The sequence below is a fragment of the Gemmatimonadota bacterium genome (assembly GCA_016712265.1).
Lineage (GTDB): Bacteria > Gemmatimonadota > Gemmatimonadetes > Gemmatimonadales > Gemmatimonadaceae > RBC101.
The window spans coordinates 1,392,527-1,415,165 of record JADJRJ010000028.1 but is presented as its reverse complement, the minus strand read 5'-3'; the positions used below and the strand labels follow the sequence as shown (position 1 = coordinate 1,415,165).

Sequence of the window (22,639 nt, the reverse complement as noted above, 5' to 3'; positions counted from 1 at the left end):
GCAAGACCTCGATTTGGTGTCAGGGATGGCCAGGTCGCGGATGACCCTCCATGACGCTGACCCCAACGATCCCAAGCGGGACGCGACGCAGCCCACGGAAGACGTCCGAGCTCCCCGCGGCAGAACGCGCGAGCAGCTGGCTGGACAACCCACCATCGAGCATCATCGCCCGATCGGCCCCAACGGCGCCCATGAGCGCCGCCGTCTCGCCCACGGTCAGCCCCAGGGAGACGGCCCCAGCTCGTGCCCGAACACGACGACGCGGGTGAGTGCAAAGAGCACCTTGCCGTCCCGTTGCAGCCCGACGGCAAGTCGGGTGTCGCGATGGCCGACGTCGAGCCCCGGCGCCAGGCCAAGGACCGCCTCCGGCACCCGTCCACCCTGGTCCAGGAGCATCGGGTAGGACTGCAGTGCCTCGCGCACCTCCCCCGCCACCCCTCGATCTCGGACGGGCCCAGCAGGTGGACGCCTCCCGCCGAATCCACGGCGAGCGCCATCGCAAGGCTCCCCGTGCCCGGCGACTGGAGCTCCCGCCCGCGGTGGACCAGCCAACCCCACGGCCGGTCGTCCACGAACTGACCACCATTCACCGCGAGCACCGCGCCACCCGGGGCGGCCTCGACATGCCAGGCAGCAGCCCCTCATCGCCCACGTTGGTGTGCAGGGACAGCCGCACCCGGGCTGGGTCCACCCGAACCAGGTGCACGCGGACATGACGCGCCCGGCCTGCCGTCCGAAGGTCGAGGCGCCCCCGCTCCACCCCGGCCCCCGCGTCCTCCCACGCGAGAGCCCTGGCCCACGACGGGGGCCACCCCACCCAACGTGCCGGAGCTGCCGCGGCCTGCCAGAGCCGCTGCCACTGCCCATCAACGCGCACCTCCATGGCCTCCTGCGCCTGGGCGGTCGCGCACAGGAGTTGGATCCCCAGCGCGAGCGTTCCCCTAGCGCCAGTTCGCAACGTCGCCCCAGTTGAGGTATTCCATCGCCTTCATCGAGAAGTAGTCGGCGTATGGCATCAACTCGGTCTCGTGCGCCTTGAGGAGCGCCACCTCGGCGGCGTCCAGCAGCGGAGCCCCGGCCTTTCCCTGGCTCACCACCCAGATCCCGACCCGCTCGCGCAGCAGCCCGTACTGCTTCCACGACATCCCGGCCGGTAGCACTGGATCCGGCTTTGGCACCCGGAAGGAATCCCCGTTCGGTGTACCGTCGGACATGAAGCCGGGCTGGCGGAAGGGGCGAGTGCCGCACATGAGAACCGCGGGCATGGTGTGCTGAAAGACGATTTCCTGCGCGTAGTCCACGGAGTCTCGGAGGAGGTCGACCTTCGCGAGATCGCGCTCACCCGGCTTCTTGTTGAGCTCTACACTCCACCGCTCCTGCACGGAGTCCCGACGAGCCTCGGCCGCCGCCAGCGCGGCCTTGTTCGATGGGGAACGCGAGGGCTCGGTCATCGCCTTTCGTTTGCACGCGTTGTAGGCCGTGATGCCCTTCCGGTAGTCGAGCAAGGCTCGACGTCGTTGCGCATCGGCCTGCAGGACGGGCAGGAAGAGGGCATACGTCTCATCGGTCAGGACCAGGGGGGTGTGCGCAGGCTTGGCAGGACCTGCCGGACGAGGCGACGGAGAGGCGGTGACAGCTGCCGATGCTGAGCCGGAGGCGGTACCCGGGGCCGCTCCACCGGGCTTGACCACCCCGCCGACTGAGTCCGAGGGCACGGCTCGCGTGCTGTCTGCTGAGACTTTCTTCGGATCCAGCGCCTTGGCCGCGTCCGCCGCCTTGTCCTTGGCCTTCTTGACCAATCGCCCCAACCCCTGAGCCTCGGCGTGCGTTAATGGAATCGCGGCGATGACCAGGACGGCCCAGCGAGAGAGACGGAGCATTTGACGGTGGTCCAGGGAAGGTGACGGCCAGTAACGCAGGGACACCGCGAGTTTTCTCACCGAGGCGCAACCCGTTGTCCGGCATCATCTTCCCTTGCCCGACCGCGGCCCTGGTCCCACTATAAAGGCTGGGACGAAATCACCTGGCCCGGACGGGCGGAGGTCTGGAATGAGGTCAATGATGGCGCTCGCGGCGGCAGCGGGATCGCTGGCGGTGCTTTCCCCTGTTTGGTGGACGACGGAACACGCGGACGCCGCCCGGCTGCCAGGTGGCGCGTACGCGCTTTCGGACATGCTCCCGACCCCATCGAGGCCGGACGGACGGCACGCGCCGGTCGCGCTGGCTCCAGCGGCCCTGACCGAGGTCGTCCAGAAGTCCTGTGCGGCGAGCTGTCACAGCGAGCGCCGCAAGGCCGGCGACCTCTCGCTGGCCACCTTTGACGTCGCGAAGGCCACGGCCGCTCCCGAGGTCGCCGAGAAGATCATCCTCAAGCTGCGCGCCGGGATGATGCCCCCGCCCGGGACGCGCAAGCCGGCCGGTGACACGCTCACCCAGGTTGCGGACGCGCTCGAACGTGCCATGGACCTGCGCTTTGCGGCGCAGCCGGACCCGGGGACCAAGACCTTTCAGCGGCTCAACATTGCCGAGTACGAGCGTTCCATCCGCGACCTGGTCACCCTTGAGGTGAAGGCGGACAAGTGGCTCCCGCTCGACACCAAGAGCGCGAACTTCGACAACATCGCCGATGTGCAGATGCCGTCGGCGACCACCCTTGACTCCTACCTCGACGCAGCGAGTGAGATCGCCCGCCTCGCGATCGGCGACCCCAAGGCCAGCGTCACCACCACCACGTACAAGTTGCCGCGACTGGCCTCGCAATGGGTGCGCGCGGAAGGCGCCCCGATGGGCACGCGCGGCGGGATGTCCGCCCAGCACATCTTCCCGGCGGACGGCGAGTACGTCTTCGAGGTGACGCTGCACGCCATCCCGACGGGCCAGCTCTACGGCTCGGACGCCCCGTTCGACGAAAAGATCGAAATCTCGGTCGACGGCGAACGGGTGGCCATGCTGGACATCGACCGCTGGATGTCCCAGGCCGATCCTGATGGCATGGACATCAAGACACCGGCCATCCCGGTGCGGGCAGGTACCCATCGGATCGCCGCCGCCTTTACCCAGACCTTCGACGGTCCGGTCAACGACAATATCAAGCAGATCGGTCACTCCATCGCGGACACACAGATCGGGTCGGAGCAAGGCATCACCAACATTGCCCACCTGAGCTCGATGGCCGTGCGTGGCCCGTACAACCCGACCGGGGTGTCGGAGACCGAGAGCCGCAAGCGGATCTTCACCTGCCGTCCGACGACCACGGCCGAGGCGCGCCCCTGCGCCGAGCGTATCGTGAGCCAGCTCGCGACGCGGGCCTATCGCCGCGCGGTGACGTCCAAGGACGTGTCCTCGCTCCTGGCTTTTTACGACGAAGGAGCGAAGGAAGGTGGGTTCGAGCTTGGCGTACGGACCGCCCTCGAGGCGGTGCTGGCGAGCCCGCACTTCGTGTTCCGGTTCGAGGAGTTGCCCGCCGGGGCTCGTCCAGGCGCCCGGTATGCCGTCGGCGACGCGGACCTCGCCACGCGCCTCTCGTTCTTCCTGTGGGGTACGCCGCCTGACGACAAACTGCTTGCTGCGGCCCGGGCCGGGACGTTGTCCACCCCCGCTGGCCTCGCGGCACAGACGCGTCGCATGCTCGCGGATCCCCGCTCGGAGGCACTCGCCGCGCGATTTGCCGCGCAATGGCTGCGACTCCAGGACATCGACAAGGTCCACCCCGACGCCCTCCAGTTCCCGGACTTTCACGAGCAGTTGGCGACCGCGATGAAGGAGGAGACCCAGCGGTTCTTCTCGCACATCGTGCGTGAGAACCGCAGCGTCCTGGACCTGCTGTCGGCCGACTACACCTTCGTGAACGAGGCCCTGGCGCGCCACTACGGGATCCCGGGGGTGACAGGCGAGGAGTTCCGGAAGGTGAATTACCCGGATGACCGTCGTCGCGGACTGTTCGGACACGCGAGTGTGCTCACGCTGACCTCGCACGCCAACCGCACGTCACCGGTGCTGCGCGGCAAGTGGGTGATGGAGGTGCTGATGGGGACTCCCCCCCCGGCCCCACCGCCCAACGTGCCCGACCTCGAGAAGACCGGCGAGGCGAAGGAGGGCCGCATGCTCACGACCCGCGAGCGCATGGAGATCCACCGCGCCAACCCCTCGTGCCGCTCGTGCCACAACTTCATCGACCCGATCGGCCTGGCCCTCGACAACTTTGACGTCACCGGCCGCTGGCGCATTCGAGAGTTTGACGCGCCCCTGGACACGCGGGGTACGTTCTACGACGGCACCGAGATCTCCACGCCCGCGCAGCTGCAGCAGGTCCTGCTCAAGCGCCCGGCCCCCGTGGTCCGCAACTTCACCGCCAACCTGATGGCGTACGCCACCGGGCGCCGCATCGAGTACTTCGACCAACCCGCCATCCGGAAGATCGTGCGCGAGGCCGAAACCACCGGATACCGGTTCGGCGACTTCGTGATCGGCGTGGTCTCGTCCGATGCGTTCCGCATGAAACGGGCGCCGGTCGCAGCCGACGCGTCCCCCAGCTCCCACTAACTCACCGCACCCGGAGACCCCTCCATGCGTTTCGTCCCTGGCCAACCCCTGCCGCGCCGCACCTTCCTTCGCAGCATGGGTGCCACCGTGGCCCTGCCCTACCTGGACGCCATGATCCCCGTCGGGCGCGCGGCCTCACGCTTCGGCCCGACCGACCGCACGCGGTTCGTCGCGATCGAAATGGTGCACGGTGCGGCGGGCTCCAACGAACTCGGGGCCAAGCTCAACATGTGGGCACCCGCCGCGACTGGGAAAAAGTTCGACCTGTCGCCCTCCGCGCTCCAGGCGCTCGACCCGTGGCGCGACTACCTCACGATCATCTCGAACACGGACGTGCGTGAGGCCGAGCCGACCACCGCCAAGGAGATCGGCGGCGACCACTTCCGGTCCAGCGCCGTGTACCTCACGCAGTGCCATCCCAAGCAAACCGAGGGGTCGGACGTCAAGGTGGGCACCTCCCTCGACCAGATGTATGCGCAGCGATTTGGTCAGGAGACGCCAATCCCTTCGATGCAGCTCTGCATTGAGCCGGTCGACCAGGCCGGCGGGTGCGCGTACGGCTATGCCTGCGTGTACACCGACTCGATCTCGTGGGCATCGCCCAACGAACCGTTGCCGGTGATCCGCGACCCGCGCGTGGCCTTTGAGAAGTTGTTCGGCGTCGGTGGCTCGTCCGAGGAACGTGCGTCGCGGCGACGCACGCGGCGGTCGATCCTCGACTTCGTGTCGAGCGAGATGTCGTCCCTCAAGGCGCTCCTGGGCGCCGACGACAAGGCGCGGATGGATCGGTACCTCGAGGACATTCGCGAGGTGGAGCGGCGCATCCAGCGGATCGAGGCCCGCAATGCGAGTGGCGAGGAGCGCGCCCTGCCGGGCGCACCAGCCGGGGTGCCGGATTCCTACTCCGAACATGTGCAGCTGATGTTCGACATCCAGGCCCTGGCCTTTGCGGCCGACATCACGCGCGTCTTCTCGTTCAAGATGGGCCGCGACGGCTCGAGCCGCGTCTACCCGGAGTCCGGCTCCGAGCGGCCGTTCCACCCGGCCTCGCATCACGGCGGCAACGAACGCGGCGTGAAGGAGTTCCAGCTGATCAACAAGTACCACGTCAGCCTGCTCCCCTACTTCCTGCAGAAGCTCAAGGACATCCAGGAAGGGGAAGCCAACATGCTGCAGAAGACGGTGATCATGTACGGCTCGCCGATGGCAGACGGGAACCTGCACAACCATCGCCGCTGTCCGCTCATCCTGCTCGGGCATGCCAACGGGAAGATCGAGGGTGGGAGTCACATCAAGGCGGCGGATGGCACCCCGATGGCCAACGCCCAGCTCGCGATGATGCATGCCATCGGGTTTGACGACATGAAGACCTTCGGTGACTCGACCGGCGTCCTCTCCCTCCGCTCGTCGGACGCGTCTGTCGCGCCCGGTCACTCGTGAGGCGCCGCATGCGACCGTTCCTGCGCCTGGGCGTCGTCGCGGGCGCCACCTGGCTTGCGTTAGGCGCCGCGGCGCCGGCGACCAGCGCGGAGGCTCCGCTCGCCGATGCTGCGATGAAGCGCGACACGGCCCGCGTGCGCGCCCTGCTCAAGCAGGGCGCCGACGTGAACGCCGCGCAGGGCGACGGGATGACCGCGCTGCATTGGGCGGCCCAGCACGGTTTCGCGGACCAGGCACGCATGCTCGTTTTCGCCGGCGCTCGACTCGACGCGATCACGCGCAACGGGAGTTACACCCCGCTGCACCTGGCGGCCCGGTCCGGCCGCGCCACGGTGGTAGCAGCCCTGCTCGACGCGGGGGCGAACGTGAACCAGCCCACGTCGTCTGGGGGGGCGAGTCCGTTGCACCTCGCGGTCCAGCAGGGCGACCCGGGCACGATCAAGGCGCTCCTGGACAAGGGGGCCAGCGTCGACGCTCCGGAAGGGGCCTGGAAGCAGACGCCACTGATGTGGGCGGCGGCCTACAATCGCACCAAGGCCATTGAGCTGCTGCTGGCGCGCGGTGCCAGCGTGAAGCAACTGTCGCTGGTGGAGAATACGAAGGCGAGGGAAGCGACGGACCGCACGTCGATGACATCACGCGCTCGCCGAGTGGCGGCGCTCAAGCAGGCGGAGCGCCCGCAGGCGGCCGTGGGTGCGGCAGCGGCACCGGGGTTCGAGCGACCGGGGGCGACGACGGTGGTGGCGCGTCCGGATAGTGCGGCGCGGCGCGATTCGATGCCGGCGCGCCTCCCGCGCCCGTCTGTGGACTCCGGGCGTGCTGTTGCCGTCCGACAGGACTCCGGGCGTTCTCTCGCCGCACGGCCCGATTCCGGCGTGCGCGCCCGACCAGCGGCGGACACCTCGAACACGGGCGCCGTTCGTCCGTTGGGCTATACCGACCTGCTCGGCAACCGCGGGGGACTGGCGCCGCTGCACTTCGCCGCGCGCGACGGCAACACCGAGGCCGCCTTGATGCTGCTGGACGCTGGCGCCGAGATCAACCTACGCACCGGCGGCGACTCCTCGACGGCCCTCTTGCTGGCATCTATCAACGGCCACTTCGACCTCGCAAAAGCCCTGCTCACGCGCGGGGCCGACCCAAAGATCGCCAACCACGCCGGGGCGACGCCGCTGTACACCGCCCTGAACGTGCAGTGGGCCGCGAAGTCGATGTACCCGCAGCCCACCGCCCAAAAGCAGCAGCAGACGACCTACCTGCAGCTGATGGAAGACCTGATCGAGGCGGGGGCAGACGTCAACGCGCGGTTGACGAAACACCTCTGGTTCATGTCGTACAATTTTGACCTGCTGGGCGTGAACACCCAGGGGGCAACGCCGTTCTGGCGCGCGGCCTATGCCACCGACGTCCCGGCGATGAAGCTGCTCGTGAAGCATGGGGCCGACCACAAGGTGGCGACCACCAAGCCGGCCGGCCGCATCCGGACCGAGGATGCCCCCTCCGATGACGGTACCCCAGGCAAGGATCCCAGTGGACTTCCGCCGGCGCCCATCGGCGGCCCCGGGGTGTATCCCATTCATGCCGCCTCGGGCGCCGGGTACGGCGAGGGGTTCGCAGCAAACTCGCACGTGCATGCCCCGGAGTCCTGGCTCGCCTCCGTGAAGTACCTCGTGGAGGAACTCGGCCACGACCCCAACCAACGCGACATGAACGGCTACAACGCGCTGCACAATGCCGCCTCGCGCGGCGACGACGAGTTGATCGACTACCTCGTCGCCAAGGGCGTCGACATCACGGCGGTGAGTCGCAAGGGAGAGACCGTCGCCGACATGGCCAACGGCCCCGTGCAGCGCATCCCGCCGTTTGTCGAGACGGTCAAGAAGCTGGAGAAACTCGGGTCGAAGAACAGCAACAAGTGCAAGAGCTGCTGACCGACCCCCGTGACGTATCAGAAAACGGCCCCGGATACGCTCCGGGGCCGTTTTCGCATGGTGGCTGATACCGACCGCGCGTCAGCGGAGGCGGACCCACCACGGCACGCCCCGTGCCCTGCCAGGCGCGAGGCGCTCGGCGGCCATACCCCTCAAGTCGCGAGGGCATGTTCCAATCGAGCCAAACAGGACGCCCCGAGCGACGCGTCGTAGACGATCAGCGGCGCACGCTTCGCCCCCAGACGGTCCGGGTGTGCCGCGTACATGCCGAGCTGGTGCGCGAAGACGTCAGGGCTGTCGGCGAGACGACGCGAACCCGCGGGGCGCGAATGCAGGAGGTCGTCCAGTGGCACCTGCGGCGCACCATCGACGACGACCACCGCCAGGGCGGCCGTGAGGACGTTGTGAAGGAAGTTGAAGTGGAACCCCAGTGGCGAGTACCGCTCCTGCACCGGACGCGCCGCCACACAGGCCTCCGCGAGCACCGTCCGGTGCTCGCGCAGCGTCGCCGCGCATGCGGCACGCTCGGCGCCCTGCGCCGCCACGACAGATGGCGCCTCACCGGGTATCAGGACGACACCGGGGTCGGCCCCCAGCACCTGCAATAGCCCCTCAATCGGCAATGGCGACCGGTCACCGGCCGCCAGGTCGCGGGTGAGCGTCGCCGCCGCATGCATCACCCATGGGTAGTCCACGACATTGTCCACGCGCATCCGCTCCACGTCGCCTTCGTACATGAAGTGTGAGCCCCACCGCAGGTGCGCGCCGAAGTTCGCCGCGTTGTTCAGTGCCATCGCCCGCTCGTGCGCGGCATCAAGCGCGCGCAACTTCCCCAAAAGGGGATCGAATCCCCGTTCATCCGGCTGGTACTGCGCGATCGCCAGTCCGATCAGCATTGGCCATCCGCGCACGAACGGACGCCCGCTTCCCCGATCGCCCTGCAGGAGCTGCAGTAAACCGTCGAGCTGGTCCAGCGCCGCGTTCGGGTCCTCGGTATCCCACGCGCGCGTCGCCAGGAGCACCAGGAGGAACAGGAAATAGGCATCGAGTAGCAATGCCTGTTCCCGGTGAGGATCACGTCCGCGAACGGCCTGGAGGTAGCCGAGCAGGAGCGCCGGCGTGTTGTCCGGGAGGAAGCGATGCGCGACCGGGTCCCACGTGTGCAACACGTGGAACCCATCCCGGATGGTCGCGGCGTCGAGCGCCTCGACCATACCGCGCAGGGCCACGGGCCGGGACGAGCGGAAGTGATGCGAACGCATGGCCTCTCGCAACGCCGCGGCAGGATCGCGGGCGACGCCAGTCAACCGTTCCAGGATCTCCGCGCGCGCGGGGCCACGGAGCACCTCCTCGAGGGCCTCACACATCTCCGTGAAGTGGCCGCGCGGGACCGCAGCGGCAGGCGTCGACATCTACGGTTCAGTCGTCGTGACTGAGTTCGTACTTGCGCTGCTCGTGCGCCTGATCCTTGGCCTGCGCCGTATCGCGCCGCTTCGCCGCAGCCATCGCCTTGGCTCGGGTCGACTCCGACTTCACGGCGGGCAGGGACAAGAGCCGTTCAAGCCGCGCGGCGCCACACGCGGCGCAGGCGTCCGGTTCCTTCCCACGGAGCACCAGGACCTCGAACTGGTGACCGCAGGCGACACAGCGATAGTCGAACAGGGGCATCGAGCCGTGGAGTGTGTGGTCAGGGGCGGCCGGGTCGAATCAGCAGGACCGGCCACACCGTAGTATGCCGACCCGCGCTGACCGGTGCCACCGGCCCGCGTCTTCTTCGTCCCCCGCGGTTGGACGATATTCCCGCCATGCCCACCCCCAGAATCCTCGTTGCCGACGACCAGCCGGATGTCGTCGAGGCGTTGCGCCTGCTGCTCAAGGGGGAGGGATACACCATCGAGGCCGCGCACAGCCCCGCGGACGCGGCGGCCCTGGTGGGCGCGCGGGACTTTGACGCCGCGATCATCGACCTCAACTACACGCGGGACACGACGTCCGGTCGGGAGGGGCTCGCGCTGTTGGAACGCATCCGCGCTTTTGACTCCAGCCTCCCGGTCGTGGTCATGACGGCGTGGGCGAGCATCGACACGGCGGTGGAGGCGATGCGGCGGGGGGCGCAGGATTACATCGAGAAGCCGTGGGACAATGGGCGACTGCTCACCGTCGTGCGCAATGCGGTCGAGCTCGGCCGGGCCACACGTCGCAACCAGCGACTCGAAGGCGAAAACGCCACCCTGCGCGCGGCACGCAGCACGGCGTTTATTGCCACGGCCCCCTCGATGCGACCGGTGCTCCAGCTCATGGAACGCGTCGGCCCCTCGGACGCCAACGTCCTGGTCACAGGCGAGCACGGCACCGGCAAGGAGCTGGTCGCCACCCTCCTGCACCGGTCCTCCGCCCGCGCCTCGGGGCCGTTCGTGGCCGTTAACCTGGGCGGGATCGCGGACGGCGTGTTCGAGAGCGAGATGTTCGGGCACGTCAAGGGGGCGTTCACCGACGCCCGCATGGACCGCGCGGGACGCTTTGAGGTCGCCGAGGGAGGCACCCTCTTCCTCGACGAAATCGCCAACCTCTCGGCAGCGCAGCAGGCCAAGTTGCTCCGCGTGCTCCAGTCCGGCGAATACGAACGCGTGGGGTCGTCCAGGGTGCGTCAGGCGAATGTCCGCGTCGTGGCGGCCACCAACGCCGATGTGGACGCCGAGGTGCGGGCCGGCCGCTTTCGCGAGGACCTGCTCTTTCGCATCAACACCATTGAGCTGCGCCTACCGGCGTTGCGGGACCGGCGCGAGGATATTGCCCCGCTGGCCCATGCGTACCTGGAGACGCACGCGAGGCGCTACCGGAAGTCCGCGCAGGCGTTCGAGTCGCCGGCCATGCAGGCGTTGCTCGAGCATCCGTGGCCCGGGAACGTGCGCGAACTCGGCCACGTGGTCGAGCGCGCCGTCCTGCTTGCCCAGGGCGACACGATCCGGCTCGGGGACCTCGCCCTGCGCGGCAGCGCCTCGACCCCCATTCGGCTCGAGGACCTGCCCCTCGAGGACGTGGAGAAAATCCTGGTCCGGAAGGCGCTCGCCCGGCATGGCGGCAACGTATCGCGCACCGCGAAGGCACTCGGCCTCAGCCGCAGCGCACTCTACCGCCGACTCGAGCACTTCCAGATCGAGGTGTCGGAGACCGCGACGTGAATTCGCGGCCGCCACGGCCACCTGCCCCCCACGAGCGCCGCGTCTTCCTGTTGGCGCTGTCCGCAGGGCTCCCCGGGGTCGTCGCGACCGTGGCCCTGCTGCTCAACGGCGAATATGCGCCCCGAGTGACCTGGACCCTCGGCGGTTTCGTCCTGGGCACATGGATCATCGTCACCCTCGTCTTGCGCGAACGGATCGTCCGGCCTCTGCAGACCCTGTCCAACATGCTCGCCGCACTGCGCGAGGGGGATTTCTCGCTGCGGGCACGGCTCTCCCATTCCGATGACGCCCTTGGCCTCGCCCTCATGGAGATCAACCTCCTGGGGGATACCCTGCGCTCGCAACGACTGGGGGCGCTCGAAGCCACCTCCCTGCTCCGCGCCGTCATGTCGGAGATCGACGTGGCCATCTTCGCCTTTGACGACGGTAATCGCCTGCGCCTTGCGAATCGCGCGGGTGAGCGCCTGCTGGCGCAGCCGTACGACCGCCTCGCTGGCCGCGCGGCAGACGCGTTAGGTATGGCGGAGTTCCTCACGGGGAGTACCCCCAGGGTGCACGAACGCGCCTTCCCGGAGCGCCGCGGACGATGGGAAGTCCGACGCACGACGTTTCGCCAGGAAGGGCGCCCGCACCTGCTCCTCGTCGTCACCGACGTGACCAAGAGCCTCCGGGAGGAGGAACTCCTCGCGTGGCAGCGACTCGTGCGCGTGTTAAGCCACGAGATCAACAACTCGCTGACCCCAATCAAGTCCATTGCCGGAACCCTGCAGGGGATCACCGATCGGACCGTCACGGGCGAGGCTCGCGACGACATGGCCCGGGGACTCGAGGTCATCTCCTCGCGCGCGGAGGCACTACAGCGCTTCATGTCCTCCTACGCACGCCTGGCACGGCTTCCCGCGCCGGTGCGACGCCCCTTTGACCTCGGCGCCCTCGCGCGACGAGCCGCCGGCCTGGAGGGGCGGGTGGTGGTCAGGGTCGTCGAGGGCCCGCCGTTGGAGGTGCGCGGGGATCCGGATCAGCTGGAGCAAGCGCTCATTAACCTGGTGCGCAATGGGGCGGACGCGACCGTGGGGACGCAGGGGGGCGTGCAGATCCAGTGGTCGCAGGATGGCCACTGGGCCGAGGTGCAGGTCGTGGATGAGGGCCCTGGGATCGACGGGACTGCCAACTTGTTCATCCCCTTTTTCACCACGAAGCCGGAGGGGTCGGGGATCGGGCTGGTCCTGTCCCGGCAGATCGCCGAGGGCCACGGCGGTTCCCTGGTGTTGGAGAACCGTGGCGACCGCCGCGGAGCCATGGCTCGCCTGCGAATCCCGATTCAGGACGTCAGTGGCGCGGGTGAGGTCGGGGACGGCGCTGCATCGAAACGGCACTCACATGGAACGATCTGATACCGGTCGCTCAGGGAGAGGAAATCTGCGAACTTCGTAAGCGATTGCCTGACAGAGGGTTAAGAATCCCTTACAGTGGGCATGGCATCTGCTCCGGTTGGGAATGATCCCCCTCAGCGGAGCCCCCATGTCACTGCATCGAAGGTCATTCCCGATTCTCGCACTGATCGCGGCTGCTTGTGCCGACGGCCCGTCGGCGCCGAGCACCGGCCGCCCGCATCTGGTCCCGTCGTCGCGTGAAATGGCGATGGCGAACATCGGCGATGGTCAGGGCGCGATCTGGCGACAGCTTACCGAGACCGTCGGATTGAGCTGGACGCAGGTCGCAGCCCTCTGCCCGCGGGACGGCTTTACCCCGTGTTATGGCGTGCTCAACAGCCGTGACCTCTCGGGTTGGGTCTGGGCCACGGACGCACAGGTTACGGGGCTGCTGGCCCGGTACGCGCCGGCTATCGCGACAACGCCGCTGCTGGTTGGTACGGCCGCCGATGCCGGTGCGTCGGCATTCTTTGCCGACTTCTTCACCACGGCCACCGGCGGATGCTCCGGGTGGTCGTGCAGCTTTGGCGGCTTCACGGGAGGGTGGACGGCAAGCTCCACCGTCCCGGGCACGGCGGTTCAGGCCCAGGTCCAGGTCGGCTTTGGCGCGCCGTCCCGCATGCAGATCCTTGGCGACCCGAACACCAGTGTCGCCAACCAGGTCATCGGGCACTTCTTCTGGAAGTACGACAACAGCAACGGGACCGCGCTCGTCGCGCACGATGACTCCGGCAGCATCGCCTCTCCGCAGCACGGTGTGGTGGTCTCCAATGTGCTGGACAACGACCTCCTCGCGGGTGCGCCGGCGTCGCTGGCCACCGTCACCATCACGCCCCTCACGACCACGCACCCCGGGGTGACCCTGGACGCCGCCACTGGCAGCGTGACCGTGGCGTATGGGACCCGCGTGGGCACCTATACGTTAACCTATCGCGCCTGCGAGACCGGCCGCGCGACCAACTGCGACGCAGCGACCGTCACCATCGCCGTCACCGGGAATGTCATCGACGCGGTAAACGACCAGGGCGCCGGGAAGACCGGCGGCGGTATCGCGATCGCCAACCTGCTCGCGAACGACGTGCTGGGTGGGGCGACAGCAACCCTGCAGACTGTCAGCCTCACGCAGGTCGCGCCCGACCCGCATCTCGCCTTGCAGCCCGGGGGTGCGCTCCGCGTCAATCCCGGCACCCCGGTCGGCACGTATGTGATCACCTACGAGATCTGCGAGCTGGCGAACCCCATCAACTGCGACCAAGCGACGGCAACGGTGACAGTGACCGCCTACGCCATCGATGCGGTGAACGACGCCGGAAGTGTCCCGAGCTACCCGGGAGGGACCGCCATCGCGAGCGTCCTCTCGAATGACACCTTCAATGGGGCGGCCGCGACGCTGGCCAAGGTGACGCTCGCGCAAGTCAGCGCACCCGCAGGGATCACCCTTGACCTGACGGACGGCTCGGTCGATGTCGCGGCCGGCACGCCTGGAGGCAGCTACGCGGTCACCTACCAGATCTGCGAGAGCGCGAGCCCGGCTCCGGGGAACTGCGACCAGGCAACGGCCACCGTCACGGTCCTTCCGCAGAGTTACGTTGTCTCCAAGACCGTGCACCGCATCAACGAAGGCAGCGGAGGGTCCTTCACGGTCCGCCTCTCGCAGCCGCCCACCGCGAACGTGACGGTAGCGGTCGCCTACCTCGCCGGCACCATGAACGTCTCGTTCTCCCCGGCCGCGCTCACCTTCACGCCGGCCAATTGGAACGTGGCCCAGACGGTCACCTTTGCGACCATCCGGGACTCGGACAAGGTGGACAATGCCGGGACGCTCACGCTGTCGGCCCCAGGGATCGCCACCGTTCCGATCGTGGTGTACGGCATCGACAAGGACCGCAAGGGCACCTATCCCACCTCGTGGGTGCAGGCTCCGGCCAATGGGGCCACGGTCTCGGGTGTCGTCAGCATGTTGGGTACCGCCACGAGCACGGGCGGCACGATCGTCGACGCCAAGTTCTCGGTGGACGGCAACCGGTTCGTCACCCTTGCCGGTGCCTCCGGGACGTACCGCCCCACCTGGAGCTCGTCCACCGTGACCAATGGCTGGCACGTCCTGGAAATGCGCACGACCGATTCCGCCGGCAACGACGGGCGCATGACCATCAAGGTGTTTGTGAACAACTAGCCACCGGCCACAGCTGAACGGACATCAAGGGCCCCGGCCACCCGCCGGGGCCCTTGTGCCGTCAGGGCGTCCTTGCCCCTTCCAGTTCGAGCAAGGCCTGCTTGCGCCACACCCCACCCCCATATCCGGTGAGGTCGCCATCGCTTCCGACGACCCGATGGCACGGCACAAGGATCGAGAGCCGGTTGTCGCCGTTGGCCCGACCGGCAGCACGCGCGGCCCCTGGCCGGCCAACGTCAACTGCAAGCCGCTCGTAGGTCGTGGTGGACCCCACCGGCACCGCCAACAACGCCCGCCAAACGGCACGCTGGAACGGCGTGCCCAGCGGCAGCAGCGGCACCGCAAAGGTGGTCCGGAGGCGTGCGAAGTACGCATCGAGCTGCTGTTGCACGGCATGGAGTGCCGGAAATTCTCCCGGGAGGATCTCGCTCGCAAACAGGTGACGGACGCGTTCCCGCTGGGTCCGCAGCATCGGGCGGTCCGCGAATTCCAGCAGCGTGAGCCCGTCGTCGCTCCCGATGGCCACCATCTCCCCGAGGGGCGTGCCCACCCGTCCTTCGCGCAGGGCCACCACGGATCGATCGCCGAGCGGACGGCATCGCTTGCATGGCCGAAATCCCGCCTGCAGCGCCGCGGTTGGGCTGGCGAAGTACTCCAGGTGCTCGGGCCGCGGGGTTCGCGCCGGGCACCACGGCCGGCAGAGGACGTGGGTGGTCGTCACGCCAATCCAGAACGCGCCGTCGGCGGAGCGGCGGCGGTGCACGACGTCGGCATAGCGGGGGTCGAGCGGCAATGGCATGAGGGATCGTACCATCGAGCAGGCGTGACGGCGACCCGATTCCTGCGCCAACAGTGCTGCGGGCAAGTTCCGGTGCATGGCCGCGTGCGGAGCGCGCGTCAGGGAGGCGCGATCTCTCGCAGGCGTCGCAAGACTGGGACACGCCAGGCGGTGATCCCAACGGTCACCAGGGCGACCACACCGCCGAGCACCACGGTGGTCACCGCCCCGAGCCACCGTGCCGCCACGCCGGACTCGAAGGCGCCGAGTTCGTTGCTCGACCCGATGAAGATCGCATTGACGGCGGAGATCCGTCCCAACATCTCCGGGGGGACCAGCACCTGGATCAGGCTGGAACGAATGACCGCGCTGATGTTGTCCGCCGCTCCCGAGACGAAGAGCAGGGCCACGGACAGCGGGAACGACGTCGAGACCCCAAACCCGATCATGCAGGCACCGAACACCGCGACGGCCAGGAGCAGCGCCCGCCCGGCGCGCAGGAACGGTCGACGGTGCGCCAGGTACACGGCCATCAGGACGGCGCCAGCGCCTGGCGCTCCCTGCAGGATCCCCATGCCCCGCGGCCCCACGTGCAGGATGTCGACGGCGAACACAGGCATCAGCGCCACCGCTCCCCCAAACAACACCGCCACCAGGTCCAGGCTCAGGGCGGCCAGGATGACCTGGTTGACCCGGAGAAACCGCAGCCCCTCGGCGACGTTGCGCAGCACGCTCCCTGCCCCGCGCTCCAGTGGCGTTGGCGCATGGCGCAGCACCAGCATGGCGACCAGCGCCACCACCGACAGCATTACGTTCACCACCAGGGTGGCCCGCATCCCGATGCCACCAAGGAGCAGCCCTCCGACCGCGGGACCGAGCACCAACCCCAGCTGCCAGGTGGAGCTGCGCCAGGTCGCCGCGTTCACGTACGTGGACCGGGGGACGATCTCGGAGACCAGGGCTGATCGGGAGACCTGGAGAAACGCCCGCGCGACCCCACAGACGCCGATCACCAGGTAGTACGGCCAGATCGGGCGGGACTCATCGGTTACCGCGACATACACGGCCAACACCACCGTCGCCGCGAGCAGGACACCTAATGATATTGCGGACACCCGCTTGCGGTCCGTGCGGTCCGCCACGTACCCCGCCACCAGGGCCACCGCGACATACGGCACCACCTCGGCGAGGCCAATCAGGCCGAGCGCGAGGGGATCTCGCGTCACCTGGTATACCGTCCAGCCGAGCACGACGTTCTGCACCTGGGCCACCATGGTCATCGCCAGCATCGAGACGATGAACCACTGGAACGCGCGGACGCGCAGCGCCGCGTAGGGATCGGGGGCGATCATGGCGCGCGCAAGTTAGCGCACACCCCGCGTCAGGCGCCGCGAGCGGAGGCGTTGGCCCCGACTGATGGTCAGCAGGACAGCTGGAAGCGCGTGATCCCGCTCCGCGTCCCTGTGACCCGGATCTCCACCTCACCGACGCGATAGCCGACGAGGCAGCGCGCATCGGGCTCCAGCGGCGTCACCGACGAAAAGTCCACGCGCACGGAGTCCTGCGCCGTTCCTGACGTCACGCGGGTGAGGGCACCAGACAGGAGGACGCGCGTTGGCGCGAGACCGATCGTGCCGCGAGGCACCCCCAGGCGATCCACCCAGCGATAGGTGAACGCCTGCACTCGCAGGTTCGCCTCGGGCGCAGCCGGGGCGACTGAACGCTCGCTGAACCGGCGCTCCACCCGCGCTTCACCCGTGGTGTCGTCGACCGCCCGGACCTCCAGCGTGCCCTGGAAGTCCACCTGGACGTCGACAGACCCGCGCCCCAACACGCCACTCACCCCGTGCGTGACCCGCGCCGAAAACCGGTCGCCCAGGTCCTGCACCCGGACGCTCCCGCTGAACGCGCGCACCTGAACGTCGGACCGGGCGCAACGCCCGGTGGGCCACAGGTTGACCTGATCGACCGGAACCCGGCTCGCATTCCGCGTCGTGTCCCCGGAGATGACCGGGAAACACGCGAGTTGCAAGACGCTCACGTCCGCCGGCAACCCAAAGCGCGACAAGTCTGCCGTCGAGGGTGCCTCACGCACGTCGCGGAGGAGTCGGGTCACCTCAGCGATGAGGTCCGCGTCAAACTCGGGGGCGAGCGGCCGCCCGACGTCGAGGCTGCACCCCGACACGAGCGTCACCACCGCGGGCACCAGCCAGCGGAGGGAGCGGCGTCTGCACTCGGTACGCATCAGCGGACGATGCGGGGCGACGGGCAGCTCCGCAACCAGCCTCCTTCCGCCTGCCGGGACCGGCCCGCATTATCCGTTGTCCCCAAACGTGCGAGAAACCCCTGATGCGCCTGCGTCATTCGATCGCGGCCCTCGCCTTCGGCGTTGGCACCCTGGCCGCCCAGCCCAGCACCAAGCTCGCGCTCGAACAGTACCTCGAATGGGAGACCGTCTCGTCTCCACGGCTCTCACCCGACGGCAAGCAAATCGTCTATGGTCGCCGGTGGGCGGACAAGATGAACGACCGCTGGGAAACCACCCAGTGGATCATGAACGTGGACGGCACGAAGAACCGCGTGCTCATGAGCGGCGGGCCGGTCGAGTGGTCCCCGGACGGCTCGCGCATCGCCTACACGGCGCCAGGCCAACCGAGCGGCGCTCAGGTCTTCGTCAAGTGGATGGATGCCGAAGGTGCCGTCTCCCAATTGACGCGGCTCACCCAGGCGCCGAGCAACATCCAGTGGTCGCCGGACGGCAAGTGGATTGCCTTCAACATGCTGGTCCCGAAGGTGGAGCGGTGGAACATCCCGATGCCCGCCGCGCCCAATGGCGCCAAGTGGACGGAGCCCCCGCGGGTTGTCACGCAACTGGACTACCGGCAGGACGGCGTTGGGTTCACCCCATCGGGACACACGCACATCTTTGTGGTGAGCGCGGACGGCGGGTCGCCGCGACAGTTGACCAGCGGTGACTGGAACCACACCGCCCCGCAGTGGATGCCGGACGGACGAAGCATCGTGTTCACCGCCGATCGCGTCCCGGAGGCCGAGTATCGCTGGCGGCAGAGTGACATCTACAAGGTGGACGTGGCCAGCGGCGCCATCGCGCAGTTGACGCGCCGCAGCGGACCGGACAATTCCCCCACGCCCTCGCCGGACGGCCGCTTGATCGCCTACACCGGGTATGACTCCGTGCGGCAGACCTGGAAGGACGCCGAGCTATACGTCATGGGTGCTGACGGGTCCAACCCTCGGCAGATCTCCGGCAACTTCGATCGCTCGCCCCAGGGACTCATCTGGGCCACCGATGGATCGGGGATCTACTTCAGTGCCGAGAGTGAAGGGTACCGCAACCTGTACTTTGCTGCGGCCAACGGCAGTGGGGTCAAGCCGGTCACGACGGGCAAGCACATGCTGTCGACTGAGGAGATCTCCAGGGTCGGAGGGGTGGCTGTCGGGACGCTAGCGGACGCCACTCGCCCCGGGGACATCGTCACGTTCCCCATCGCAGCACCACGATTCACGCAGCTCACGTCGGTCAATGACGACATCCTGGCCGGCAAGAAGCTCGGTGAAACGGAGGAGATTTGGTACACGTCGGTTGGTGGGCTCAAGATCCAGGGCTGGATCGTGAAGCCGCCCGACTTCGACCGCACCAAGAAGTACCCGCTCATGCTGGAGATCCACGGCGGGCCGCACTCCATGTACAACGGCGCCTTCAACTTCGCCCGGCAGAACCACGCCGCCGAAGGCTACGTGTTGCTGTACACCAACCCGCGCGGATCCACGGGCTATGGCACGAAGTTCGGCAACGAGATCAACAACGCGTACCCGGACAAGGACTTCGACGACCTGATGGCCGGCGTCGACACGGTGGTCAATCGCGGGTACATCGACCCCAAGCGGATGTACGTCTTTGGTTGTTCCGGCGGCGGCGTCCTCACGGCGTGGATCGTGGGACACACGGACCGGTTTGCGGCGGCCAGCTCCAACTGTCCGGTGATCAACTGGCTGTCCTTTGTTGGCACGACGGACGGGCCCGGGTGGTACCGCAACTTCGCCAAGCCGTTCTGGGATGACCCGAGCGAGCACCTGCGCCGCTCGCCGATCATGTACGTCGGCAACGTGAAGACGCCAACCATGCTGATGACGGGGGTCCAGGACCTGCGCACGCCGATGCCGCAGACCGAGGAGTTCTATGAAGCCCTCAAGTTCCGGAAGGTGCCGACGGCGATGATCCGGTTCAATGAGGAGTGGCATGGGACGTCGAGCAAGCCGTCGAACTACCTGCGGACGCAGTTGTACCTGCGCTCCTGGTTCGAGCGCTGGACCCACGGCGCGCCGGCCACGACGCAGTGAGTTTCCGCGCGCTGGATGCCGGGGAGATCCTCCGCACGCTGGAGCGGTTGCGCCAGCGGATCGAGGAACGCTTCCCCGGGTCCGGCCTCGGCCGGGTGGCGACAGACCTGTGCGGCGTCGGGCGCGAGTGTGCGTCCGGCGCCGCATCGTTAGGCAGGCCCCATTGGCCGTTGCGCATTGGCACGACCGCCATCGGGCTGCTGGCGTTGATCGCCATCGTCTGGGGATTGGTGCGCGCCGCGCGGCTGGTGGACACCGGCCAGGGGATCGGGATCGACGACTTCCTCTCCGGCGTGGAGTCGGTCATCAACGAGTTTGTCTTTCTCGGCATTGGCACCTGGTTCCTGGCCTCGATCGAGGGGCGCTTCAAGCGGCGCGAGGCACTGCGACAGCTCCACGTCCTGCGTTCCATCGCGCACGTGGTGGACATGCACCAGCTGACCAAGGACCCGGATCGCCTGCTCGCCCCAACGCCGGACACCGCTTCCTCGCCTGACCGGCGGATGTCACGCGCGGACCTCGGGCGCTACCTGGACTACTGCTCCGAGCTGCTGTCGGTCACTGGCAAGCTGGCCGCGCTGTATGTCCAGCATCTGCAGGATCCTGCCGTCTACCAGTCCGTCAACGAAATCGAGGACCTGACCAGCGGGCTCTCGCGGAAGATCTGGCAGAAGATCACGCGGTGTTGTCGGCTGGGGAGCGCGTCAGTGAGCTGAAGGCACGGCGCTGCGACCGGCCCCCCCCCGCCGACCGGGGCAGGGCCGACCCGGCCGGGTGCGCGCCGCGCGCAGGGGGGGGGGGGGCGGATGTCCCGACCTCACGCGGGCCTATCCGCCCAGTCCTTTCATGGCGCCACTCAGGAAATCGAGGCGCCACATCTCAAGTTGTTCGACCGGGATAGACAACTCGGTCGACAGCGCATCTACCGAGCTCCCGCGCAGCATCCGCAGGACTGCGTCGCTCTTCACCGAGGCGGGGTACGCCGGGATGGCCGTGGTCGCGAGCGGCGTCGGCACGACCGAGGTGGCCAGCGGTGTATGCCGGCGCGCGGCGATCCCGCGAGCCGCGCCGTCACAGACCTGGCGCGCAAACGCCACGGTCGGCTTGTCGGGAATGCGTGCGTTCCAAGGTCGGTCGCAATACACGCACCCGATCAGTCGACCGGCAACCACCACAGGCAGGATCCCGAAACTTCCGGCGCCTAACGATTGCGCAAAGCGCAGCTCCTGGGCCGTGAAGTCGCGATCCACGGGAACAAACAGGCTCTGTCGTCGCAACATCGCGACGGCCACCGGCCCCTCGCGCGGGGAGAGGTCGTAGCGAAACGACTCGAGCAGCGGCTCCACCGCCGTCCCAAGGCCGAAGCGAGCCTTCACCGACCGCCCGTCGGGGGCCATCATGCAGAACACCACGCGGTCGAACGGCCCGCCGCGGTAGATCGCCTCCAGCGTCGTGAGGATGACCCGGTTCACGTCCTCCCCGGACGCTGGCTCGGCGGCCCGACGTACCTCCTCGACCAACGTCCGCCGCAGCCCATCCACCGGGTCGCCCGTCACGGAATCCGTCGACGGCGGCGTCGCCATCCCGACCCAGCCACCAAGCTCCTTGATCGCGGCGTCGTGCTGGTTGCGCAGGCGCAGATCATCGATGTTGACCTTGGCACTCGCGAAGATCTCCTTGGTCTCGCGCAATGCCGCCTTCATGACGGCCCCCACATCGGCACGCGACAGCTTCAACGCCTTGGCATAGCGCTCCATCACGTCGGTAACGCCGTCGCCGCGCACCTCACGGTCGCGCCGGTACACCGCCGTGGTAAGGTCGTGGGCGCAGGCCACCACGGCCCCGAGTTCGGTCACCCCCGCCGGCCCATCCGCTCGGGTGCAGCCCACGACCGCCTCGGGCATCCCCCAGTGGCGCGTGAGCGCCTCCCCGAGGTCCTCGAAGGTGAAGCCCAGGACCTCAAACGCGGCAATGCCGGGCGCCTTGCGGTTCACTTCCATCTGGTTGATGATCCGCGCGTACTCGCGGGGGAAGTAGCCGGCCACGAGCACCTCCCCGAGGTTGCGGAACATCCCGGCGAGGTGGGCTTCTTCCGGATCCGGGAGGTTGCGCAGCATGGCCAGCTCACGCGCATGGTTCGCGGTCAGCATGCTGAGGAGCATCTGCTCCTTGAGTCCGGGCGAGCGCTTGCGATAGTGATCGAAGACGAGGAGGCTCGCTGCGAGGCTTCGCACGGTCCGTGCGCCGAGGAGCAACATCGCGTGCGCGGCGCTCTGCACCGGCTTCCCCCCGCGCTTGTAGTACGCCGAGTTCGCCGTGCGCAACACCTTGAGCGTGAGCGAGTACTCGCGCAGTACGATGTTCGCCAGCCGCTGGAGTGACGCATCGTTGTCCGGCGTCGCTTTCAGCGCTTCGAGCGCATCTCGCGAGATCGCCGGAAAGTCGGCCTGTGCCAGGATCTGCCGCATCCGCACTTCCAGCGCCGTGGGCTCGTCAGACACTCCCAGGGCGTGCGTGGACGGCGCGGTGCGGGCGATCGGACTGCTGCTCATGTCGGGGCGGCGGGACAAGTATCCGCAGTATCGGCGCCTGGTCGCTCCGGCTTTATCGCGACCGTCGAGGTGCGCGCGGGGGGGGCGTCGCGGCCCGGGCCGCTGTGCGCAGGGCGCCCAGCACGAGGCGCACCTCGGCCAGCCCAAGGGAGTCCCGGATCCCACCGACGACGTCCTCGGCCGCGAACAGGGAAAACCACACCGCTCCCTTGGCGGATCGATACCGGCGGAATTCCAGGACTC

18 protein-coding genes are annotated in these 22,639 nt (G+C 68.1%); 8 read left to right on the top strand and 10 right to left on the bottom strand.

Features of this window, described 5'->3' with window-relative positions:
• Window positions 1–19: 19 nt before the first annotated feature.
• The 4 genes from IPK85_12865 to IPK85_12850 form a co-directional block, all read right to left on the bottom strand.
• On the bottom strand, window positions 20–214 hold the full coding sequence (locus tag IPK85_12865) for a phosphodiester glycosidase family protein (GenBank protein MBK8248280.1): 195 nt from the start codon (window positions 212–214) through the stop codon (window positions 20–22).
• A gap of 2 nt (window positions 215–216) precedes the next feature.
• The gene (locus tag IPK85_12860; GenBank protein MBK8248279.1) at window positions 217–423 is read right to left on the bottom strand and encodes a hypothetical protein; all 207 of its coding nucleotides are present in this window, start codon (window positions 421–423) and stop codon (window positions 217–219) included.
• 163 nt (window positions 424–586) lie between these two features.
• A complete protein-coding gene (locus IPK85_12855) occupies window positions 587–958 on the bottom strand; it encodes a hypothetical protein (protein MBK8248278.1) in 372 nt (123 codons plus the stop codon).
• On the bottom strand, window positions 942–1,880 hold the full coding sequence (locus tag IPK85_12850; protein ID MBK8248277.1) for a hypothetical protein: 939 nt from the start codon (window positions 1,878–1,880) through the stop codon (window positions 942–944). The genes IPK85_12855 and IPK85_12850 overlap by 17 nt, the downstream gene beginning before the upstream one ends.
• A 169-nt stretch (window positions 1,881–2,049) precedes the next feature.
• Between IPK85_12850 and IPK85_12845 the strand changes: the two genes are divergently transcribed.
• Genes IPK85_12845 through IPK85_12835 form a run of 3 tightly spaced genes read left to right on the top strand, consistent with a single transcriptional unit; the run spans window position 2,050 to window position 7,913 of the window.
• A complete protein-coding gene (locus tag IPK85_12845) occupies window positions 2,050–4,542 on the top strand; it encodes a DUF1592 domain-containing protein (protein ID MBK8248276.1) in 2,493 nt (830 codons plus the stop codon).
• 24 nt (window positions 4,543–4,566) lie between these two features.
• Window positions 4,567–5,982 (top strand): DUF1552 domain-containing protein, encoded by a 1,416-nt coding sequence (locus tag IPK85_12840; protein MBK8248275.1) that lies wholly within the window; start codon window positions 4,567–4,569, stop codon window positions 5,980–5,982.
• 8 nt (window positions 5,983–5,990) lie between these two features.
• Window positions 5,991–7,913, top strand: coding sequence for an ankyrin repeat domain-containing protein (locus IPK85_12835; GenBank protein ID MBK8248274.1), 1,923 nt, complete (start codon window positions 5,991–5,993; stop codon window positions 7,911–7,913).
• Window positions 7,914–8,065: 152 nt separating this feature from the next.
• Here the strand turns inward: IPK85_12835 and IPK85_12830 are convergent, their stop codons facing one another.
• Both IPK85_12830 and IPK85_12825 read right to left on the bottom strand, forming a co-directional pair.
• Window positions 8,066–9,325: a hypothetical protein gene (locus IPK85_12830; GenBank protein ID MBK8248273.1), complete on the bottom strand. Its 1,260-nt coding sequence runs from the start codon at window positions 9,323–9,325 to the stop codon at window positions 8,066–8,068.
• A 7-nt stretch (window positions 9,326–9,332) separates the two neighbouring features.
• Window positions 9,333–9,581, bottom strand: coding sequence for a zinc ribbon domain-containing protein (locus tag IPK85_12825; protein MBK8248272.1), 249 nt, complete (start codon window positions 9,579–9,581; stop codon window positions 9,333–9,335).
• 137 nt (window positions 9,582–9,718) lie between these two features.
• Here IPK85_12825 and IPK85_12820 point away from each other — a divergent pair, with 137 nt between their 5' ends.
• The 3 genes from IPK85_12820 (at window position 9,719) to IPK85_12810 (ending at window position 14,704) form a co-directional block, all read left to right on the top strand.
• Window positions 9,719–11,095, top strand: a complete 1,377-nt coding sequence (locus IPK85_12820) for a sigma-54-dependent Fis family transcriptional regulator (protein ID MBK8248271.1) — start codon at window positions 9,719–9,721, stop codon at window positions 11,093–11,095.
• Window positions 11,092–12,489: a PAS domain-containing sensor histidine kinase gene (locus tag IPK85_12815; GenBank protein MBK8248270.1), complete on the top strand. Its 1,398-nt coding sequence runs from the start codon at window positions 11,092–11,094 to the stop codon at window positions 12,487–12,489. Before IPK85_12820 ends, IPK85_12815 begins: the two co-directional genes overlap by 4 nt.
• A gap of 127 nt (window positions 12,490–12,616) precedes the next feature.
• Window positions 12,617–14,704 carry a hypothetical protein gene (locus IPK85_12810; protein ID MBK8248269.1) on the top strand — a complete coding sequence of 696 codons (2,088 nt, stop codon included), beginning with the start codon at window positions 12,617–12,619 and terminating at the stop codon, window positions 14,702–14,704.
• A gap of 61 nt (window positions 14,705–14,765) precedes the next feature.
• On the opposite strand, the gene IPK85_12805 is transcribed toward IPK85_12810, so the two are convergent.
• The 3 genes from IPK85_12805 to IPK85_12795 form a co-directional block, all read right to left on the bottom strand.
• Entirely contained in the window at window positions 14,766–15,503 is a 738-nt protein-coding gene (locus tag IPK85_12805) for a methylated-DNA--[protein]-cysteine S-methyltransferase (GenBank protein MBK8248268.1), read from the bottom strand.
• A 98-nt stretch (window positions 15,504–15,601) separates the two neighbouring features.
• Window positions 15,602–16,834 carry an MFS transporter gene (locus IPK85_12800; protein ID MBK8248267.1) on the bottom strand — a complete coding sequence of 411 codons (1,233 nt, stop codon included), beginning with the start codon at window positions 16,832–16,834 and terminating at the stop codon, window positions 15,602–15,604.
• A gap of 68 nt (window positions 16,835–16,902) precedes the next feature.
• A complete protein-coding gene (locus tag IPK85_12795) occupies window positions 16,903–17,727 on the bottom strand; it encodes a hypothetical protein (GenBank protein ID MBK8248266.1) in 825 nt (274 codons plus the stop codon).
• 104 nt (window positions 17,728–17,831) lie between these two features.
• Between IPK85_12795 and IPK85_12790 the strand changes: the two genes are divergently transcribed.
• Together IPK85_12790 and IPK85_12785 are read left to right on the top strand one after the other, a co-directional pair.
• Complete coding sequence (locus tag IPK85_12790) at window positions 17,832–19,844, top strand: S9 family peptidase (GenBank protein ID MBK8248265.1); 2,013 nt, start codon at window positions 17,832–17,834, stop codon at window positions 19,842–19,844.
• Window positions 19,841–20,560, top strand: a complete 720-nt coding sequence (locus IPK85_12785) for a hypothetical protein (protein MBK8248264.1) — start codon at window positions 19,841–19,843, stop codon at window positions 20,558–20,560. Before IPK85_12790 ends, IPK85_12785 begins: the two co-directional genes overlap by 4 nt.
• Window positions 20,561–20,671: 111 nt before the next feature.
• Here IPK85_12785 and IPK85_12780 read toward each other — a convergent pair whose 3' ends face one another.
• Complete coding sequence (locus IPK85_12780; protein MBK8248263.1) at window positions 20,672–22,396, bottom strand: HDOD domain-containing protein; 1,725 nt, start codon at window positions 22,394–22,396, stop codon at window positions 20,672–20,674.
• Between the last annotated feature and the right edge of the window lie 243 nt (window positions 22,397–22,639).

What these genes read in the sequence shown, in the direction of transcription:
- IPK85_12800 (MBK8248267.1), bottom strand. Translation starts at nt 16,834, where the DNA reads ATGATCGCCCCCGATCCCTACGCGGCGCTGCGCGTCCGCGCGTTCCAG.
- IPK85_12820 (MBK8248271.1), top strand. Translation starts at nt 9,719, where the DNA reads ATGCCCACCCCCAGAATCCTCGTTGCCGACGACCAGCCGGATGTCGTC.
- IPK85_12845 (MBK8248276.1), top strand. Translation starts at nt 2,050, where the DNA reads ATGAGGTCAATGATGGCGCTCGCGGCGGCAGCGGGATCGCTGGCGGTG.
- IPK85_12830 (MBK8248273.1), bottom strand. Translation starts at nt 9,325, where the DNA reads ATGTCGACGCCTGCCGCTGCGGTCCCGCGCGGCCACTTCACGGAGATG.
- IPK85_12795 (MBK8248266.1), bottom strand. Translation starts at nt 17,727, where the DNA reads ATGCGTACCGAGTGCAGACGCCGCTCCCTCCGCTGGCTGGTGCCCGCG.
- IPK85_12850 (MBK8248277.1), bottom strand. Translation starts at nt 1,880, where the DNA reads ATGCTCCGTCTCTCTCGCTGGGCCGTCCTGGTCATCGCCGCGATTCCA.
- IPK85_12835 (MBK8248274.1), top strand. Translation starts at nt 5,991, where the DNA reads ATGCGACCGTTCCTGCGCCTGGGCGTCGTCGCGGGCGCCACCTGGCTT.
- IPK85_12790 (MBK8248265.1), top strand. Translation starts at nt 17,832, where the DNA reads ATGCGCCTGCGTCATTCGATCGCGGCCCTCGCCTTCGGCGTTGGCACC.
- IPK85_12840 (MBK8248275.1), top strand. Translation starts at nt 4,567, where the DNA reads ATGCGTTTCGTCCCTGGCCAACCCCTGCCGCGCCGCACCTTCCTTCGC.
- IPK85_12825 (MBK8248272.1), bottom strand. Translation starts at nt 9,581, where the DNA reads ATGCCCCTGTTCGACTATCGCTGTGTCGCCTGCGGTCACCAGTTCGAG.
- IPK85_12780 (MBK8248263.1), bottom strand. Translation starts at nt 22,396, where the DNA reads ATGAGCAGCAGTCCGATCGCCCGCACCGCGCCGTCCACGCACGCCCTG.
- IPK85_12805 (MBK8248268.1), bottom strand. Translation starts at nt 15,503, where the DNA reads ATGCCATTGCCGCTCGACCCCCGCTATGCCGACGTCGTGCACCGCCGC.
- IPK85_12810 (MBK8248269.1), top strand. Translation starts at nt 12,617, where the DNA reads ATGTCACTGCATCGAAGGTCATTCCCGATTCTCGCACTGATCGCGGCT.